This is a genomic window from Caulobacter sp. GW821-FHT10A06 (assembly GCF_059415805.1).
In genome coordinates this window covers 112,489-129,811 of sequence record NZ_JBWKNY010000007.1, presented here as the reverse complement: position 1 = coordinate 129,811, position 17,323 = coordinate 112,489, and the positions used below count along the sequence as shown (strand labels likewise).

At 68.1% G+C, this 17,323-nt stretch carries 18 protein-coding genes; 10 read left to right on the top strand and 8 right to left on the bottom strand.

Translation table 11 applies throughout. The features are described 5' to 3' along the window. Positions 1–94 precede the first annotated feature (94 nt). From AC07NF_RS21400 to AC07NF_RS21375, 6 genes are all read left to right on the top strand, one after another. A complete protein-coding gene (locus AC07NF_RS21400) occupies positions 95–1,027 on the top strand; it encodes an ABC transporter ATP-binding protein (RefSeq protein WP_494627396.1) in 933 nt (310 codons plus the stop codon). Continuing rightward, entirely contained in the window at positions 1,027–1,752 is a 726-nt protein-coding gene (locus AC07NF_RS21395) for an ABC transporter permease (protein WP_494627399.1), read from the top strand. The genes AC07NF_RS21400 and AC07NF_RS21395 overlap by 1 nt, the downstream gene beginning before the upstream one ends. A 48-nt stretch (positions 1,753–1,800) precedes the next feature. Next, on the top strand, positions 1,801–2,511 hold the full coding sequence (locus AC07NF_RS21390; protein WP_494627401.1) for an aspartate/glutamate racemase family protein: 711 nt from the start codon (positions 1,801–1,803) through the stop codon (positions 2,509–2,511). Positions 2,512–2,519: 8 nt separating this feature from the next. Continuing rightward, positions 2,520–4,880: a GH92 family glycosyl hydrolase gene (locus AC07NF_RS21385; RefSeq protein ID WP_494627403.1), complete on the top strand. Its 2,361-nt coding sequence runs from the start codon at positions 2,520–2,522 to the stop codon at positions 4,878–4,880. 63 nt (positions 4,881–4,943) lie between these two features. Further along, positions 4,944–5,129, top strand: coding sequence for a hypothetical protein (locus tag AC07NF_RS21380; protein ID WP_492815401.1), 186 nt, complete (start codon positions 4,944–4,946; stop codon positions 5,127–5,129). 70 nt (positions 5,130–5,199) lie between these two features. Then, positions 5,200–5,457 carry a hypothetical protein gene (locus tag AC07NF_RS21375; RefSeq protein WP_494627405.1) on the top strand — a complete coding sequence of 86 codons (258 nt, stop codon included), beginning with the start codon at positions 5,200–5,202 and terminating at the stop codon, positions 5,455–5,457. Here AC07NF_RS21375 and pbpC read toward each other — a convergent pair. Beyond that, a complete protein-coding gene (gene pbpC, locus AC07NF_RS21370) occupies positions 5,454–7,682 on the bottom strand; it encodes a multimodular transpeptidase-transglycosylase PbpC (RefSeq protein ID WP_494627407.1) in 2,229 nt (742 codons plus the stop codon). The genes AC07NF_RS21375 and pbpC overlap by 4 nt on opposite strands. 54 nt (positions 7,683–7,736) lie before the next feature. Here pbpC and AC07NF_RS21365 point away from each other — a divergent pair, with 54 nt between their 5' ends. Next, positions 7,737–8,225, top strand: coding sequence for a YcgN family cysteine cluster protein (locus AC07NF_RS21365; RefSeq protein ID WP_494627409.1), 489 nt, complete (start codon positions 7,737–7,739; stop codon positions 8,223–8,225). A gap of 79 nt (positions 8,226–8,304) precedes the next feature. On the opposite strand, the gene rpmE is transcribed toward AC07NF_RS21365, so the two are convergent. Further along, a complete protein-coding gene (gene rpmE / locus AC07NF_RS21360; protein ID WP_454717888.1) occupies positions 8,305–8,532 on the bottom strand; it encodes a 50S ribosomal protein L31 in 228 nt (75 codons plus the stop codon). A 125-nt stretch (positions 8,533–8,657) separates the two neighbouring features. Between rpmE and AC07NF_RS21355 the strand changes: the two genes are divergently transcribed. Then, positions 8,658–10,511, top strand: coding sequence for an ABC transporter transmembrane domain-containing protein (locus AC07NF_RS21355; RefSeq protein ID WP_494627411.1), 1,854 nt, complete (start codon positions 8,658–8,660; stop codon positions 10,509–10,511). Here the strand turns inward: AC07NF_RS21355 and AC07NF_RS21350 are convergent. The 3 genes from AC07NF_RS21350 to AC07NF_RS21340 all read right to left on the bottom strand — a co-directional run bounded on the left by AC07NF_RS21350 (position 10,508) and on the right by AC07NF_RS21340 (position 13,328). Beyond that, positions 10,508–11,311 (bottom strand): CPBP family intramembrane glutamic endopeptidase, encoded by an 804-nt coding sequence (locus AC07NF_RS21350; RefSeq protein ID WP_494627412.1) that lies wholly within the window; start codon positions 11,309–11,311, stop codon positions 10,508–10,510. The genes AC07NF_RS21355 and AC07NF_RS21350 overlap by 4 nt on opposite strands. A gap of 2 nt (positions 11,312–11,313) precedes the next feature. After that, on the bottom strand, positions 11,314–12,093 hold the full coding sequence (locus AC07NF_RS21345) for a MipA/OmpV family protein (protein WP_494627413.1): 780 nt from the start codon (positions 12,091–12,093) through the stop codon (positions 11,314–11,316). Between the two features lie 116 nt (positions 12,094–12,209). After that, positions 12,210–13,328 carry a helix-turn-helix domain-containing protein gene (locus tag AC07NF_RS21340; protein ID WP_494627415.1) on the bottom strand — a complete coding sequence of 373 codons (1,119 nt, stop codon included), beginning with the start codon at positions 13,326–13,328 and terminating at the stop codon, positions 12,210–12,212. 117 nt (positions 13,329–13,445) lie between these two features. Between AC07NF_RS21340 and AC07NF_RS21335 the strand changes: the two genes are divergently transcribed. Both AC07NF_RS21335 and AC07NF_RS21330 read left to right on the top strand, forming a co-directional pair. Next, positions 13,446–13,706 carry a CopG family ribbon-helix-helix protein gene (locus AC07NF_RS21335; RefSeq protein ID WP_494627417.1) on the top strand — a complete coding sequence of 87 codons (261 nt, stop codon included), beginning with the start codon at positions 13,446–13,448 and terminating at the stop codon, positions 13,704–13,706. Continuing rightward, positions 13,706–13,981: a type II toxin-antitoxin system RelE/ParE family toxin gene (locus tag AC07NF_RS21330; protein WP_494627419.1), complete on the top strand. Its 276-nt coding sequence runs from the start codon at positions 13,706–13,708 to the stop codon at positions 13,979–13,981. Before AC07NF_RS21335 ends, AC07NF_RS21330 begins: the two co-directional genes overlap by 1 nt. Positions 13,982–13,985: 4 nt before the next feature. On the opposite strand, the gene AC07NF_RS21325 is transcribed toward AC07NF_RS21330, so the two are convergent. The 3 genes from AC07NF_RS21325 to AC07NF_RS21315 all read right to left on the bottom strand — a co-directional run bounded on the left by AC07NF_RS21325 (position 13,986) and on the right by AC07NF_RS21315 (position 17,301). Beyond that, on the bottom strand, positions 13,986–15,287 hold the full coding sequence (locus AC07NF_RS21325) for a hypothetical protein (protein WP_494627421.1): 1,302 nt from the start codon (positions 15,285–15,287) through the stop codon (positions 13,986–13,988). Between the two features lie 74 nt (positions 15,288–15,361). Continuing rightward, entirely contained in the window at positions 15,362–16,432 is a 1,071-nt protein-coding gene (locus tag AC07NF_RS21320) for a glycerophosphodiester phosphodiesterase (RefSeq protein ID WP_494627423.1), read from the bottom strand. A 68-nt stretch (positions 16,433–16,500) separates the two neighbouring features. Next, the gene (locus AC07NF_RS21315) at positions 16,501–17,301 is read right to left on the bottom strand and encodes an inositol monophosphatase family protein (protein WP_492815391.1); all 801 of its coding nucleotides are present in this window, start codon (positions 17,299–17,301) and stop codon (positions 16,501–16,503) included. Positions 17,302–17,323 lie beyond the last annotated feature (22 nt).

Here is a 17,323-nt window from a genome sequence, read left to right as displayed (position 1 = left end):
GGCGGCCTCCGATCCTGTCTCATCTTTAATCTTGACTTAAAGATGATCGCTTCGCAACTTTATATCTAACTTAAACGGAAAGGGCGTTGCGACCATGCCTGCCGCTATCGAGACCGAAGGCCTTTCCCGTCGTTTCGGCCCCCGCCTGGCGGTCGACGCGGTGTCGATGACCGTACCCGAACGGGCCGTGTACGGCTTCCTGGGCCGCAACGGCGCGGGCAAGACCACGACGCTGAAGATGGTGCTGGGCCTGATCCGCCCGACCTTGGGCGTCGCCAGGGTCTGCGGCCTGGACGTGGCCCGCGACCGCATCGGCGCGGCGCGCAAGATCGGGGCGCTGCTGGAGGCGCACGGCTTCTACGGCAACCTGACCGGCCGCGAGAACCTGGCCCTGACCGCGACCCTGCTGGGCCTGCCCGCGCGCGAGATCGACCGGGTGCTGGCGGTGGTCGAGATGACGGCCGACGCCGGCCGCAAGGTCGCCGGCTATTCGCTGGGCATGCGCCAGCGCCTGGGCCTGGCCCGCGCCATGCTGGGCGCGCCGCCGGTGCTGGTGCTGGACGAGCCGACCAACGGCCTGGACCCCGACGGCATCGCCGACATGCGCCGGTTCCTGAAGAGCCTGCCCGAGCGCACCGGCGCCACGGTGCTGCTCTCCAGCCACCTGCTGGGCGAGATCGAGCAGACCGCCACCCATGTCGGCGTCGTCAATGACGGCCGCCTGGTGCTGGAGGGCGAGCTGTCGCGGCTGAAGGCCGATCTGGCGCCGGAGATCGTCGTGCGCACCGGCGACGACGCCAAGGCGATCCAGGTGTTGGCAGGCCAAGAGCTGTCACCGGTCACGACCGAGGCGGGCCTGGCGATCCCCCTGCGAGCGGGCGAGGACGTCGACCAGACGACCGCCGCACTGAACCGGACCTTGGTCCAAGCCGGTCTGCCCGTGTTCGCCATCGGCCCGCGGGATCGATCGCTGGAAGACATCTATCGCCAGGTTTCCGCCCCCCAACGCCAAGCCGAGGTCGCCTGATGCTGGCCGTCCTGTCCGTCGAACTGCGCAAATTGAACCGCTCGCTGGCCGCCGTCCTCGCGCTGGCCGCGCCAGCCCTGATCGCGGTCTTCGCCTTCTTCGTCCTGCTGCGCGGCAGCAAGCCGCCGCCCTGGGAGATGCTGCTGCAGGCCTCGACCGGCATCTGGGCCTATTTCATGCTGCCGATGAGCGTGACGGCCCTGACCGCCTTGGTCGCGCACATGGAGCACGGCCCGCGCGCCTGGGACCATCTGCGCGCCCTGCCGGTTCCCCGCTGGCGGCTCTACGCGGCCAAGGCGATCTGCGTGGTCGGGGTGGTGGCGATCATGACCGTGCTGAACCTGGTGTTCACGATCGCCGCTGTCCATCTGGCCGGAGCGATCAAGCCGGTCGTGGCGCCGGTGGGGAACTCCGACCTGGCGCGGTTCGCCGTGCTGAACGCCAAGGTGCTGGCGGCGGCCGTCCTGGTGATCGCCATCCAGCTGTGGATCGCCCTGCGCTTCGCCAGCTTCGTGCCGGCCCTGGCGGTCGGCATCGGCGGGACCTTCTTCTCGGTCGTGGCGACCTCGGCCAAGGAGGGCGTGTTCTTCCCCTGGCAGATGCCGGTCAACATGCTGGCCAAGGAAGCCTGGCGGGTCGAGACGGCGCTCGCACTGGGCGGCGGGCTGGGCCTGATCGCCTTGGCGATGGTCATCGTCCACCTGGCGCGCCGCGAGGTGTTGTAACGCCGCCCCGGGCTCTCTAGGACCGTCTTGACGAACAGGGGGACGCCCATGGCCGAACAGGCGCTCATCGGATTGATCGGCGGCATGAGCTGGGAGAGCTCGGCCCAGTACTATCGGCTGATCAACGAGGCGGTGCGCGAGCGACTGGGTGGCGTGGCCTCGGCGCGGACCCTGATGTGGTCGTTCGACTTCGCCGAGATCGAGCACCTGCAACACGCCGGCCGCTGGCCCGAGCTGTCGCGTCGCCTGGCCGACGCCGCCCGGGCGCTGGAGGCCGGCGGGGCCGACTTCCTGGTCCTTTGCACCAACACCATGCACCGCGAGGCCGACGAGATCGAAGCGGCGGTGCAGATCCCGCTGCTGCACATCGCTGACCCGACGGGCGAAGCGATCAAGGCCGCCGGCGTGACGACCGTGGGCCTGCTGGGCACGGCCTTCACCATGGAGCACGAGTTCTATCGTGGCCGGCTGGAGAAGAAGCACGGCCTGACCGTGCTGACCCCCGACGCCGACGACCGCGCCGCCGTGCACCGGATCATCTACGAGGAACTGGTCGCCGGCCGCGTGCTGGACACCTCGCGCGAGGTCTACAAGGCGGTGATCCAGCGGCTGGTCGAGCGCGGCGCCCAGGCGGTGATCCTGGGCTGTACCGAGATCATGCTGCTGATCGGCCAAGAGGACAGCGCGGTCCCGGTGTTCGATACCACCACCCTGCATGCCATGGCCGCGGTCGACCACGCCTTGAAAGGCGCCGCCTAGCCGATAGGGTGCCGCTTCGCTCTAAGTTGCGGAGTTCCCTGATGCGTCTGCGCCTTGCCCTGCTCGCCAGCCTTTCGATCCTGGCGGCGAGCCCCGTCCTGGCCCAGACGGCTTACGAGTCCGTCGACCCCTTCATCGGCACCGGCGGCGATGGCCACACCTTCCCGGGCGCGGTCGTGCCGTTCGGCATGGTGCAGCTGAGCCCCGACACCGACATCCTGCCGTTCAAGCAGAGCTATGCCCGCGCGGCCGGCTACCGGTTTGGCGACCCGACCATCCTGGGCTTCTCGCACACCCACTTCTCGGGCGCGGGGCACTCGGATCTGGGCGACATCCTGCTGACCCCGGTCAGCGGCGAGGCCAAGCTGGAGCCGGGCGAGGTCGACAAGCCGGGCTCGGGCTATCGCTCGCGCTACAGCCACGCCAGCGAGGTGGCTCAGCCGGGCTACTACGCCGTCACCCTCGACGACAGCCACGTGCGGGCCGAGCTGACGGCGGGCCTGCGCACGGGCCTGCATCGCTACACCTTCCAGAAGGGCGACCGCGCCCAGGTGCTGATCGACCTGCGCAGCTCGATCTACAACTATCCGGGCAAGGTGCTGTGGTCGCGACTGCGCGTGGCCCCGGACGGGACGATCACCGGCTATCGCGAGACGCGCGGCTGGGCGCCGGGTCGCAAGCTGTTCTTCGCCATCAAGTTCGATCGCCCGCTGGTCGGACAGGCTTTCCACAACAAGGAAGCCGACATCCCTTACAAGGGCTTCGCCCAACCGGGCCGCACGCCCGAGGACCGCGCCCAGGTCCAGGGCCGAGCGCTGGTCGGCGTGTTCGACTTCGGCCAGATCGATGGCCCGCTGACCGCCAAGGTGGCGCTGTCGTCGGTCAGCGAGGACGGCGCGATCGCCAACCTTTCCAGCGACGAACCGGGCTTCGACTTCGACGCCCAGCGCGGACGCGCCAAGGCGGCCTGGGAGAAGGCGCTGGGGGCGGTGGACATCCAGGCCCCGGCCCCGATGAAGAAGACCCTCTACACGGCGCTCTACCACACCCTGCTGGCCCCCAGCGTCTTCGCCGACGCCGACGGCCGCTACCGGGGCCCTGACGACCAGGTGCATGAGGGCCAGCTGGACGGCCGCAAGTTCACCTTCCACTCGACCTTCTCGCTGTGGGACACCTTCCGGGCCGAGCATCCGCTGCTGACCCTGGTGCAGCCGGCCGACTACACCAACGATGTGGTCAACTCGCTGATCGCCTCGCAGCGCCAGAGCCCCTACGGCCTGCTGCCGGTCTGGCAGTTCCACGGCCAGGAGACCTGGACGATGATCGGCTACCACGCCGTGCCGGTCATCGCCGACGCCTGGATGAAGGGCATCCGCGGCTATGACGGCAAGGCGGCCCTGGACGCCATGGTCAAGAGCGCGACCTACGCCCCGTACGGCGGCCTGGGCGACTACATGAAGCTCGGCTACGTCCCGATCGACAAGGAGCCCGAGGCGGCGTCCAAGACGGTCGAGTACGCCTATGACGACTGGACCATCGCCCGCATGGCCCGCGCCCTGGACAACGACACGGTCGCCAAGGCCTTCGAGAAGCGCGCCGGCTACTGGCGTAACAGCTTCGACCTGAAGACCGGCTTCCTGCGGGCGCGCAAGTCCGACGGAACCTATCGCGAGCCCTTCAACCCGACCGCCATCAACTACGGCTCGGACTATACCGAGGGCAACGCCTGGCAATATTCGTGGTTCGCGCCGCAGGACCTGGGCGGGGTGGTCACGGCGCTGGGCGGCGACGTGGCGACGATCAAGAAGCTGGACGCCATGTTCGACTTCGACAACTCGAAGATCGACTACAGCCATGCCGAGGACATCGCCGGCCTGATCGGCCAGTACATCCACGGCAACGAGCCCAGCCACCACGTGGCCTATATGTACAACTACGCCGGCGCCCCGTGGCGAACGCAGGGCCGCCTGACCCAGATCATCAAGAGCCAGTACAAGCCCACGCCGGACGGCCTGTCGGGCAATGACGACCTGGGCCAGATGTCGGCCTGGCTGATGTTCACCAGCCTGGGCTTTTATCCCGTGACCCCGGCCTCGAACGAGTACGCCATCGGCCGGCCGTTCGTGGACAAGGCGGCGCTGAACCTGCCCAACGGCAAGCGCTTCACGGTGCGGGCCGAGGGCATGTCCGACGCCAAACCCTACGTCGCCAAGGTCACCCTGAACGGCAAACCCCTGACCCGCGCCTTCCTGCGCCATGAAGAGATCATCGCCGGCGGCGAACTGGTCTTCACGATGAGCGCCACGCCGAACAAGACCTGGGCGACGAGGGCGCAGGATCGGCCGACGTCGATGACGGGTTACAGATAGGCGCGACGCTCAGCGTAGTGACAAGCGCACAAAGTTGGCGTTATGTTCTGGGTAGGAGTTCTCATGACCCGCCCGACGAAGACCGCCGACTTCGTGACGCCGCCGATCCTTTCGGCGCGGTCTCGTGCGCTGTTGTCGGACGCCGAACGCGCTCAGCGTGGTCGGGCTCAGGTCGCGGCAGGCGACTATCTGGACGATGATGAACTGGACGCTTTCCTGGACAACTTGATCCCTCCAGACGAGGCCTGATCGGGCCTTGGTCTGGAAGGTCAGGCTATCCCCAGACGCGCAGGCGGATCTGCAGGGCGTCGCGAGATAGTTGAGCCAGCCTGGCGCGGGACAATCGGCGCGCAAAAGACTCAAAGAAATCTGGGCGGGCATCAAAGGGTTGCGCACTAACGCTTTGCGGCATCCCGTCTTCGAGCCGACCGGCGGGCGCAAGTGCAACATCTCGGGTGGCTACGAGATCCACTACGATGTCTTTCCGAACCCGCCTGGGTCCGGCCGGTCGGGGATCGTGGTCGTATCGTTCGTCAAGAGTCCCTACCAAGACTACGCGACCTTCGAGGACCGCTAGTAAGGCAGCTGATCCGGCGGAGGCTGTCCCGGCGTGCTCGGCTGCAAGGTCTCCGCCGCCTTGGCCGCCGCGTCCAGTTCCGACGCCGCCCGTGCGAACTCGGCCGATAGCGTCTCGTAGTAACCGTTGCGCGGGTCGGGCTCGGTTTGCGGAGCCGGGTCGGGCAGCAGCCAGGCGAAGTCGCGGACCGCCAGGGTCTGGTGGGCGGTCATCATGAAGCGCCGCCAGATGCTGGCCGGGATGTCGCCGCCGACCACCTTGTTCATCGGCTTCTCGTCGTCATTGCCGACCCAGACGCCGGTGACGTAGTCGGGGGTGAAGCCGACGAACCAGGCGTCGCGCCAGTTCTGGCTGGTGCCGGTCTTGCCCGCCGCCGGGCGGCCGAAGGCGGCGCGCTTGGCGGTGCCGTCCGAGACCACCTTCTTCATCATCTTCACCATGATGCTGGCGTGGCCGATGTCGTAGACCCGGCGTTCGGCGGCCGGCGGGGCGTGCTGGAAGAGGCCTCGGCCGTCCTGGGTCATGATCGACTCGATGACATACGGCTCCAGCCGCACGCCGCCCTGCTGGAACACCTGGAAGCCCGAGGTCAGCTGCAGCAGGTTCACCTCGTACGAGCCCAGCGACACCGAGAGATCCGGCACGGGCGGCAGGGACGTGATGCCGAAGCGGCGGACCAGGTCGCCGATGGCAGCGCCGCCGGCTTCCTTGCCCAGCTTCACGGCCACGGTGTTGGTCGAGGTGATTAGGGCCTGTTCGACGGTCATCGGACCGCGATAGCCGCCGCTGTAGTTCTCAGGGCTCCAGTCGCCGAACTTCACGGGCTCGTCGACGCGGATGTCGGTGGGTAGCACGCCCTTTTCGACGGCGGCGGCATAGATGAACGGCTTGAAGGTCGAGCCGGGCTGGCGGCGGGCCTGGACGGCGCGGTTGAACGGGCTCTCGCCATAGCCCGTGCCGCCGACCATGGCGCGGATGGCGCCGTCGCCCGACAGGGACAGCAGCGCCGCCTGGGACGCGCCCGAGCGGGTGGTCTCGGTGGCCATGGTCTGACGCACGACCTCGGCGCCCTCGTGCTGCAACAGCGGGTCGATGGTCAGGCGCACCACCAGGTCGGGCGCATTCTGGCCGGCGATCTTCACGGCCTCGGTGGTGGCGTAGTCCAGCACCCAGCCGTAGTCGCCCTCGTCCTGCAGGGCCATCGGCGACAGGCGCGGGGTGTCGTCCAGCGCACGGCTTTCCTGCTCGGCGGTGATCCAGCCTTCCTTGCGCATATTGGCCAGGATCAGGCGCGAGCGGGCCAGGGCGCGCTCCATGTCGTTGGTCAGAGCCAGGCGCGACGGGGCCTTGGGCAGGCTGGCCAGCAGGGCCGATTCCGACAGGGTCAGCTGGCTGGCGGGCTTGCCGAAATAGGTCTGGGACGCGCCGTCGACGCCATAGGTGCCGGCCCCGAAATAGATGCGGTTCAGATAGAGCTCGAGGATCTCGTCCTTGGTCAGGACCTGCTCCAGCTTATAGGCCAGCAGCATCTCCTGCAGCTTGCGCTTGACCACCCGGTCGGGGGTCAGGAACAGGCCCTTGGCCAGCTGCTGGGTCAGGGTCGAGGCGCCCTGCTTGGTGCGGCCGCCGCGCCAGTTGACCCAGGCGGCCCGGGCGATGCCCTGGGCGTCGATGGCCCCGTGCTTGTAGAAGCGCCGGTCCTCGGCCGCCAGGAAGGCCAGGGGGACGTAGTTGGGCACCGAATCGACCGTGATGCGCTGGCCGTAGCGCGGGCCGCGCGTGGCGATCACCTGGCCGTTGCGGTCCTCGAAGCGGATGCCGGGCGCGCGATTGACCGCGAACAGCGCCGCGCGCGAGGGCAGCTGCGGCGTATCCTTCAGATATTTGAACCAGACATAGGCGGCGCCGCCGCCGACGGCGAGCACGCCGATCAGGAACGAGACCAGCAGCACGCCCCAGATCCAGCCCCACTTGCGGGCCTTCTTCTTGGCCGCGTGGTGCTTCAAATCAGCGCGGAACGGCTCCTCGGGCGGAGGAGGGGGCGCAGGCGGCGTCGGTGACCGAGGCGGCGGCGGGCTGTCGGAGAGCTTGAACGGATCCTTCAGCGGCGGCTCGGAAGCCCACGGATCATGGGGTTGCGCAGGCGCGCCAGGGCTCTGTCCCTGCCCACGCTTGGACGGATCCTTGTCGTCGAACTTGTAAGGCGGCAGCGTCCAGTCGTTCACGGTCTGCGTCAGGCTCTGTTTGGTCGCCGGGTCAATCGGGTTTAGGACGGCGCCATGACGCCACACAAATATTTCTGGCAGACGAAGACGCTCGTCGAAATGACCGTCCCCGAGTGGGAAAGTCTATGCGACGGCTGCGGACTTTGCTGCCTCGTTCGCTTCGAAGACGAAGATACCGGCGAAATCATCCCGACGCGCGTGCACTGCCAGCTGTTCGACGAACATCGCTGCCAGTGCAAGGACTATCCGAACCGCAAGAAAACGGTGCCGGACTGCATCAAGCTGACGCCGCACAATATCGAGGATCTGGAGTGGATGCCGCCCTCCTGCGCCTATCGCCGGCTGCATGAGGGTAAGGACCTGCCGCAATGGCATCCGCTGGTCACCGGCGATCCGGACAGCACCCACAAGGCCGGCGTCTCGATCCGCGACCAGACGGTGTCGGAGCTCAGCTTCGTCGACGCCGAGGACGCGATGGACTTCGTGGCGACGGATCTGATGCGCGATCGCGGGGATGATCCGTATGAGCCGGAGGAAGACTAGGGCCCAGATACAGAAAAGGCCGGCCCGCGAACGCGGAGCCGGCCTTTCGTCGCCCTTACGGCGAGAAGCGGTGAGCTTCTTACTTCTTCGCGGTGAAACCGGCGAACTTGGCGTTGAAGCGCGAGACGCGGCCGCCACGGTCCAGCATCTGGGCGTTGCCGCCCGTCCACGCCGGGTGGGTGCGCGGGTCGATGTCGAGCGCCAGGTTCGCGCCTTCCTTGCCGTAGGTCGAACGGGTTTGATAGTTCGAGCCATCCGTCAGGGTGACGGTGATGAAGTGGTAGTCGGGGTGAATGTCTTGTTTCATGGCGGCGATCCAGTCCGACTAAGCCGGCGAGTGTGAATTGGGGTAAGCGCCATCCTGCGCACGCGCGGGGTGGCCCTCGAAGACGGGCGGCTATAAAGAACCCGCGCGATTTTGGCAAGGGACTGTTGATGACTGACGTGAACGCCGGCGAGCAAAAGGCCGATGGCCGCCCCGGCGCGGGAGCCGAACTGGTCCAGGGCATGGCCGAAGCCAAGGCCCGCCGGCCCCGCCGCAAGGACATCCGTCCGCTGGCCCACCTGCTGCCTTTCGTCGCCGCCCACAAGGGCGACGGCTTCGCCGCGGGGTTCTTCCTGCTGTTCTCGACCGGCGCGACCCTGGGGCTGACGGCGGCCTTCAAGGAAGTGATCGACCACGGATTCGCCAAGGGCGCGGGCGCTGAGATCAATAGCGCGTTCCTGGGCCTGGGCGCGGTGGCCATGGTGCTGGCGATCGCCACGGCCCTGCGATTCTTTTTCATCACCCGCCTGGGTGAGCGGGTCGTGGCCGATGTGCGCCGTGCGCTCTATGGCCACACCCTGACCCTGGACCAGCAGTATTTCCTCAAGACCCGCACGGGCGAAGTGCTGTCGCGCCTGACCACCGACGTCTCGCTGATCGAGCAGCTGGTCGGCGCCTCGGCCTCGATCGCCCTGCGCAACATCCTCAGCCTGGTCGGCGGCCTGGGCTACATGGCGGTGGTCTCGCCCAAGCTGGCGGGCTTCATCGTGCTGATGGTGCCGGTGATCCTGGCCCCGATGTTCCTAGTCGGCCGCCGCGTGCGCAAGCTGACCGTCACGGCCCAGGACAAGTTCGCCGACGCCGTGGGCTATGCCGGCGAGAGCCTGGACGCGCTGGAGACCGTGCAGGCCTTCGGGCGTGAACGCGCCTCGTCGGTGCGCTTCGGTGGCGCGGTGGACGAGGCCTACAAGGCCTCGGTGCGCCGGATCACCACCCGGGCCACCATGACGGCCATGGTCATCACCCTGGCCTTCGGCGGCGTCACCCTCTTGCTATGGAGCGGCGCGCGCCTGGTTCTGGCCGGCGAGATGACCGGCGGCACCCTGGCGCAGTTCGCCATGCTGGCGGTGATGGCCGCCGGTTCGATCGGCGCCCTGGGCGAGGTGTGGGGCGACGTCCAGAAGGCCTCCGGGGCCATGGACCGTATCGCCGAACTGCTGAACGCCAAGCCCGACATCGCCGCCCCGCCGGCCCCGAAAACCTTGCCGGCCCCGGCCCAGGGCGCGATTGCCTTCGAGAACGTGGTCTTCGCCTATCCCGGTCGTCCCGACCTGCCGGCCCTGAACGGCTTTGATCTGGCCGTGAAGCCCGGCGAGACCGTGGCCCTGGTCGGTCCCTCGGGCGCGGGCAAGAGCACCGTCCTGCGGCTGCTCCTGCGGTTCTATGACCCGCAAAGCGGCGGCATCCGCCTGGACGGCGTCGACCTGCGCGACGCCGCGCCGGACGAGGTGCGTGAGCGCATGGCCCTGGTCGCCCAGGACTCGCCGCTGTTCTCGGGCTCGGCGATGGACAACATCCGCTTTGGCCGCGCCGACGCCACCGAGGCCGAGATCCACGCCGCCGCCGAGGCCGCCCAGGCCGCAGGCTTCCTGTCGGCCCTGCCGCAAGGCTTCGACACCCCCGTCGGCGAGCGCGCCAAGACCCTGTCGGGCGGCCAGCGTCAACGCCTGGCCATCGCCCGCGCCCTGGTCCGCCAGGCGCCGATCCTGCTGCTGGACGAGGCTACCAGCGCCCTGGACGCCGAGAGCGAGCGCCTGGTCCAGCAGGCCCTGACCGCCGCGATGGAAGGCCGCACCACCCTGGTCATCGCCCACCGCCTGGCCACGGTGCTGAAGGCCGACCGGATCGTGGTGATGGAAGAGGGCAAGGTGGTCGAGCAGGGCACGCACGCTGAGCTCTTCGCCAAGGGCGGCCTCTATGCCCGCCTGGCCAGCCTGCAGTTCGGGGTCGCGGCGGCTTAGACCGCCGCGCCCAGGATCACCGCCAGCACCGCGACGATCAGCACCACGCCCTCGACGGCGTGGATCAGCACCGCCAGCCAGCTGGACCGGAAGATCTGGGCCGGCAGGCTGTAGCAGAGGCAGCTGATCAAGAGGCCCGGCATGATCCAGAACTTGTGGACGTGATAGGCGGTGAACAGCACGCCGTTGCCCAGCCACGCCCAGCGGCCCCAGGCCTTCTCCATGCGTGGCAACAGCACGCCGTGGAACAGCAGGGCCTCGCCCAGGCCGTAGTTGAACAGGCTGGAGACCAGGGCCAGGACCAGGATGTCCCAGCGTCCCCGGGCGTCCGGTGTCGCCAGGTGCTCGATGAAGGCGAAGGCCGGGGTGTGGGCCGCCAGGGCTTGGCCCAGGGGCGTACCCTGGAACCAGCCGCCGGCCATGTCGTCGCCGACGAAGCCGACGGCGGCGAACACCGGGACCAGCAGGAAGGCCGCGATCGCCGGCTTCCCGCGCCAGGTCGGCGTCGCCAGCCACAGCCGCCGGGCCAGGGCGGCGGGCCGGAAAGGCACGCCCTCCAGCTTCAGCACGATCACCGACAGCACGGTCTGCCAGGCCATACCGGCGACCATCAACCACCAGAAGGTGAGGCCCGGCAGCGGATCGCCGGGCGTCATCAGCCGAGGCGCGACCACCCAGGCCAGCGCCGCCATGGGCGCGGCGGCGGCCAGCCAGATCAGCAGGATGGTCGCCGTCCCGCTGGCCGGCTTGGCGGGGACCAACACGGGCACGAGCGCGTGGGAGCGATCGATCGCGCTCACGGCTAGAACCGCCGCACCAGGCTGACGAAGGTCCCGACCGCGTGGTCCTTGGCCATCAGCGGGCTGTCGGTGATATCCTTGTCGAACAGCTCGACCTCGCCGGCGGCGATCACGTACAGGCGGTCAGTGACCTGGTAGCGGGCCTGGACGCCCAGCGAGGGGACCAGCACCCCGCCGGACGCCGCGCGGGCCGTGCGGCCATATTCGAAGGCCCGGGCCACGCCGGCTTCCTTGACGCTGAGGCCGTACAGCCAGGTGGCCAGTTTCTTGTCCTTCCACGAGACGCCGGCGACGACGTCGACCGACAGCTTCTCCAGCGGCTGGGCCGACAAGGTGAGGTCGAGATTGACCTCCTGGCCCTTGGTCTCGCTGCTGACGTCGCGCAGATATTCGACGCTGAGGGTCGCAGGGCCGGCCGTGCCGCTGACGCGGCCGCCGACATCGACGCCGGTGCTGCGCTTGAGGAAGGCGAAGTCGCGGGTGTCCTTGGGATCGACCAGCTGGAAGCGCGGCGCGACCCGGCCCTCCAGCTTGAAGTGCTCATTACCCCAGGCCTTGACCGCTAGGCCCGACAGGTCGGCCGTCAGCCGATCGGTCTGGTAGACGAACAGCGGCAGGACGCCGGTCTGGGTCTTCTTCTTGGCGGTCGCGTACGGGTTGGTGGTGGCGTAGACGCCGGCGCCCAGCAGGAAGAGGCGCTCGGGCTGCTCGGTTTCCTGGGCGTGTGCGGTGATAGGGGCCAGGGCCAGGACGCAGGCGGCCAGGGAAAAACGAAGGATCATGACTGTTCTCATGCAGTGGGAGGAACAGTCGTCTAACTGGCTCAGCTTGCGCCTAGGCGCCTTCCGGACGGGTAGGCTCGAAGCATTGGGAGCTTCCTAACCTGCGGGTTCGGACATCAGGGGCGGAAGGCGCTGGGCGGCTGGCCGGCGTGTTTCTTGACGGCGGCGTTGAAGGTCGAGCGCGAGTTGAAGCCGACGTCGTAGGCGATGGTCAGGATCGGCTCGTCCGAGGCCTTGATCCGCGCGACCGCCTCTTGGACCCGCCAGCGATTGACGTAGTCGAAGAAGCTCTGGCCCAGGTGCTCGTTCAGGGCCTGGGACAGGTGGTTGGGCGTGATGGCGATGCGGCTGGCCAGGGCGCTCAGCGACAGCAGCGGATCGCGATAGAGGGCGTCGGCGCGCATGGCCTGCTCCAGCCGCGCGGCGATCTCGACCTGGCGCGCCTCGGGCAGGGCCGAGCGGGCGTATTTCTCGGGCGAAGGCAGGACCTTCGGGGTCTCGGTCTCCTGGGTGTAGATCGGCTTCTGTGACAGGCCGAACAGGCCGATGGCCGCTGTCCAGCCCAGCTCGATCGCGGCGGCCGCCACGTCCAGCCAGTGGGCGTTGGCGCCGATGGACAGGGCCGACTTCACCGCGCCCCAGGCCCAGGCGGCCAGCATGATCAACACCAGCGCCCGCAGCCAGCTCAGGGTGCGGTCCTCGATGTTGGAGAACAGGTCGCGCACCCGCCGCACGTGCCGGCTCAGCACCACCAGGGCGGCGGCCAGATAACCCAGGGTGACCAGCAGGAACAGTGCCACGAACAGCAGCTGCAGGATGCCCGACACGGCGTCGGTCTCGGCCAGGCCATAGACCGCCAGCCGCGTGCGCGCCGGCAGCACGAAGAACGGCGAGGCGATCAGCACCGCCACGCCCGCCGGCCAGCCGATCCGCCAGACGCGAGCAAAGGTCCAGCGGTCCGGCTCGCCGGTCATGGCCAGCACATAGGCCAGGATCGACGGCCCCAGGAACAGCGACAGCGCCCACAGGATCCCGGTCGTCCACGGATGGGCGCCATAGACCCCGATGCGGTCCAGCAGCAGATCGACGCCCGAGATCCCGCTCAGGGCCAGGAACACCGCCAAAGCCGTCGCTGGCGCTTCCTTCCAGTCCCGCCGCAACCCCAACTGCGCGGCCGCGAACAACCCGATCGCGGCCGTCGCCGAAGACAGGATCAGCGCCGGAGCGTCGACCATATGACGATCACCCCCGCGATCCCGGTTTCGAAACGGCGCGGAGAGTGTCTTGGAATGGAGAGCGGCGCAATTGGGCCTGCGAGCTTGGTGGTCTATAGTGCGGACAGGAGCAGACGTATGCCGAACAAGGTCCTGACCGCCGAAGTCCCCGCGCTGCTCGCCGACGAGGTGGAGCGTCTGGCCAAGCGCATGGAGCGGTCGCCGGATTGGGTGGTCGAACAGGCGCTAGGGGCATTCGTCGATCGAGAGGCGCGCCAACACGCCATGACCCTGGAGGGCATGGCCGATGTCGACGCTGGCCGCTTTGTCAGCCAGGCGGAGATGGAAGCCTGGGCTGATGGTCTCGATCCTGATCGCGCGCCGCTCACGCCGCGCTGATGAGGATCATCTGGACGGGCAGGGCGTCGTCCGATGTGGCGCGGCTGCACGAATTTCTCGCCGACGTGAACCCGCGCGCCGCCAAGGCGGTCGTGCAGAGGCTTGTCGCGGCGCCACGACGTTTGATCGAAACGCCGCGCGCCGGTGAGCGTCTTGCGGCTTTCATTCCGCGAGAAATCCGCCGGCTTCTGGCAGGCGACTACGAGTTTCGCTACGAGCTCATCGACGACACGATCTATGTCCTGCGCGTCTGGCACACGCGCGAGGATCGCTGACCTACTACTTCCGCAGATCCGCTGGCGTGGTCGGTTCGCTGATCACGCGTTCCATGGCTTTCCAGCGGGCGTCTTCGGACTTGCCGGCGCGGTAGACGTGGTCGCGGACCATGTCCTGGCCGATGTTGTAGTTGATCACGTACGAGCGGTAGGTCTCGACGAAGGACACCCGCTTCTCGGCGCCGCCGCGCGAGTACAGGCTGTATTTCATCATCGCCTGGACGGCCTGTTCCTTGGTCATCCGGCCGGCCAGATATTCGGCCGCGATGGTGTTGCCGGCGCTGGCCAGGGCGCCCTTGGCTTCCTGCAGCTCGCCGTAGGCCTTGGCGGTCGCGGGATCCAGGCCGGCCAGCGGATAGAGCTTGTCACGCTCGAACGTGGTCTTGGCGTCGCCCGGGAAAGCCAGCTCGATACCGAAATTGGCGCTGCCCTCTGCGATGAACGATTGCGGCGAGAACAGCGGATAGACGCTGAACTCGACCCAGCCCTTGTCCTTGGTCAGCTTCTGCTCGAGCAGGGCGTTCAGGACGTGGTGGCCGGGATAACCCTCGTGGCAGCCTAGGTCCAAGGCGCGGCTGATATAGATCGGCAGGTCGGTGTTGATCTGGATCAGGCTGTGGGCGTTGCCCTTGTACCAGTTGTAGCCGCTCCACGGCTTCTTGGTGACGAACTCCATGTCGAAGCGTTGGCCGGCCGGCAGCTTGATGTGCGCTTCCGTCTTGGCCTTGCAGGCGGCGATGCCGGCCTGCATCACGGCCTCGACCTTGTCGGTCGGGATCACGTAGCGGTTCTGGAAGGCGTCGACGCGGGCGGCCAGGTCGCCCTTGCCCGGGACCAGCTTCTCGATCTTCGCCAGGATGGGGTCGTAGCTCTTCAGGGGCTTGAGCACCGGGCGGACGCTGAACAGGCCTTCGGCCTCGTCCTCGAAGCTGAACTTGTCGCCGGCGATCATGGCCAGGCGGGTCTGGGCGGCGCGCAGCTGGCCCTTCAGGAAGATCTTGCGGCGGCGCTCGTCGGGGGCGAGGTCCTTGTCGGCGATCTTGCCCAGGGCCGCCTGCAGCCGGTCGGCCTCCTTGCGCAGCGCCGAGACGGGGCGCGGGTTGGCCTTGGCGGCGGCCTCCCATTCCTTCGGGCCGTAATAGGCGTCGACATAGCCGTCTTCGCGCTGGCCGGCCTCCAGGGTCAGGTGGACGAAGTCGACGGCGATCTTGCCCAGGGCGTCGGAGCCAGGAGCGGCCAGAGCGGGCGCGGCCAGGGACACGGCGGCGAGGGCCGCCAGCGCGGCGGCGGCGTTGCGGATCTTCATGGACTTCCCCAGCGAGCGTCGAAAGGCGGCACGCTGCACCGCCTTGCCCCGCTTCGGCAATATCGAGGAACGATTTAGCTGCGCGCGGCGACGGCCAGGGCCGGGAAGTCGCTGAACACGCCGTCGACGCCGGCCGCGTACAGGGCCTTGAACACCGGCGTCACGTCGCCGTGCAGGGCCAGGAAGGCCGGATCCTGGGGATCGCCCTTACGCAGGCTCGCCGGCAGGAAGTAGTTCTCGGCGCGCACGGTCCAAGGATGGACCGCCAGGCCGGCGGCATGGGCGTTCTTGACCAGGTCGGTGGCCGGCAGCAGGGCCTGCTTGTCGTTCGGCACGACCAGGCTCCAGTTCGGACCCAGGCCGTCGGCATAGACTGCGACGTCCTTCAGGCCCTGGGCGGTGATCAGGTCGGCATACTTCACGTTCGGCAGGTCAGCCGGGCCGCCTTCGCCGTCGACCAGCAAAACCAGGCGCGCGGCGGTCTTGGCCTTCAGCTTCTTCAGCGGGCTGACCTCGAAGCACTGCACGAACACCGGCGCGGTGGCCGAGTTCAGGTCCAGGGCCTTCAGCTTGGCGACCAGGCGGTCTTCGGTCGGCAGGCCGATCGAGGCGAAATAGGTCGGGTGCTTCAGCTCGGGATAGACGCCGATCGTGCGGCCGGTGCGCTGGGTGCCGGCGCGGGCGATGGCCACGACTTCTTCGAAGGTCAGGATCTGGGCCTGGCCGTCGAAGGCCGCGCTGGTCGGACGCAGCTGCGGCAGCCGCTCGCGGGCGCGCAGGGTCTTGATCTCGGCCAGGGTGAAGTCTTCGGTGAACCAGCCGGTGATCTGCTGGCCATCGATGGTCTTGGTCGCCTTGCGGGCGGCGAATTCGGGACGGCTGGCGACGTCGGTCGTGCCGCCGATCTCGTTCTCGTGGCGGGCGACGAGGTGGCCGTCCTTGGTCGGCACCAGGTCCGGCTCGATGAAGTCGGCGCCCTGCTCGATGGCGCGCTCATACGACAGCGCCGTGTGCTCGGGCCGCTCGCCGCTGCAGCCGCGATGGCCGATGACGATCGGCTTCTTGGTCTGGGCGAAGGCAAAGCCGGGCAACAGCGTGCCGGCGAGCGCGGCGGTGGTCATGGCGCGACGGGTAAGCAGGGTCATGGGCGCGGATTTAGCGCCCGGATGTGACGGTTTGGCGAGAGCCTTCAGGCTCTCGCCATCACAAAAACCTACGCCGCCCGCAGACGCTCCAGGATCTGCGGGTAGAGGTCCTGGTTGCTGGCCAGGATCGACTTGCCGTTGACGACGTCCAGGTCGTTCTCGTCGATCGTCGAGACCTTGCCGCCCGACTCCTGGATCATCAGCACGCCGGCGGCGATGTCCCACGGGTTGAGGTTGCGCTCCCAGTAGGCGTCGAAGCGGCCGGCGGCGACCCAGGCCAGGTCCAGGGCGGCCGAGCCGAAGCGGCGCACGCCGGCGACCTTCTGGCTGACCTGGTGCAGCTCCTTCAGGAACTGGCCGTGGCCCGGCTTGCCGGCGAACGGCACGCCGGTGGCCAGGATGCTCTCGTCCAGGTGACGGCGGGCGGCGACACGCAGGCGCTTCTCGGCGCCCAGGAACGCGCCCTTGCCCTTTTCGACCCAGAACAGGTCGTGGGTGATCGGGTTGTAGGTAACGCCGGCCACGACGCCTTCGCCTTCACGCTGCAGGGCGATATTGACCGCGAAGTGCGGGATGGCGTGCATGAAGTTGGTGGTGCCGTCCAGCGGGTCGACGATCCAGGTGTGGGTCTTGTCGGTGCCCTCGATCATGCCGCGCTCTTCGCCCAGGAAGCTGTAGCCCGGGCGGGCCTTGGTCAGGATCTCGAACAGGGTCTGTTCGGCCTTGATGTCGGCATTGGTGACGAAGTCCGCCGCGCCCTTCTTGGAGACCTGCAGTTCCGTGACTTCGCCGAAGTCGCGGGCCAGGCCGCGGGCGGCCTTCCGGGCCGCGTCGATCATGACGTTCAGGAGGGCGGAAGGCGTGGCCACGGGCGGATATCCTCAAGGAATT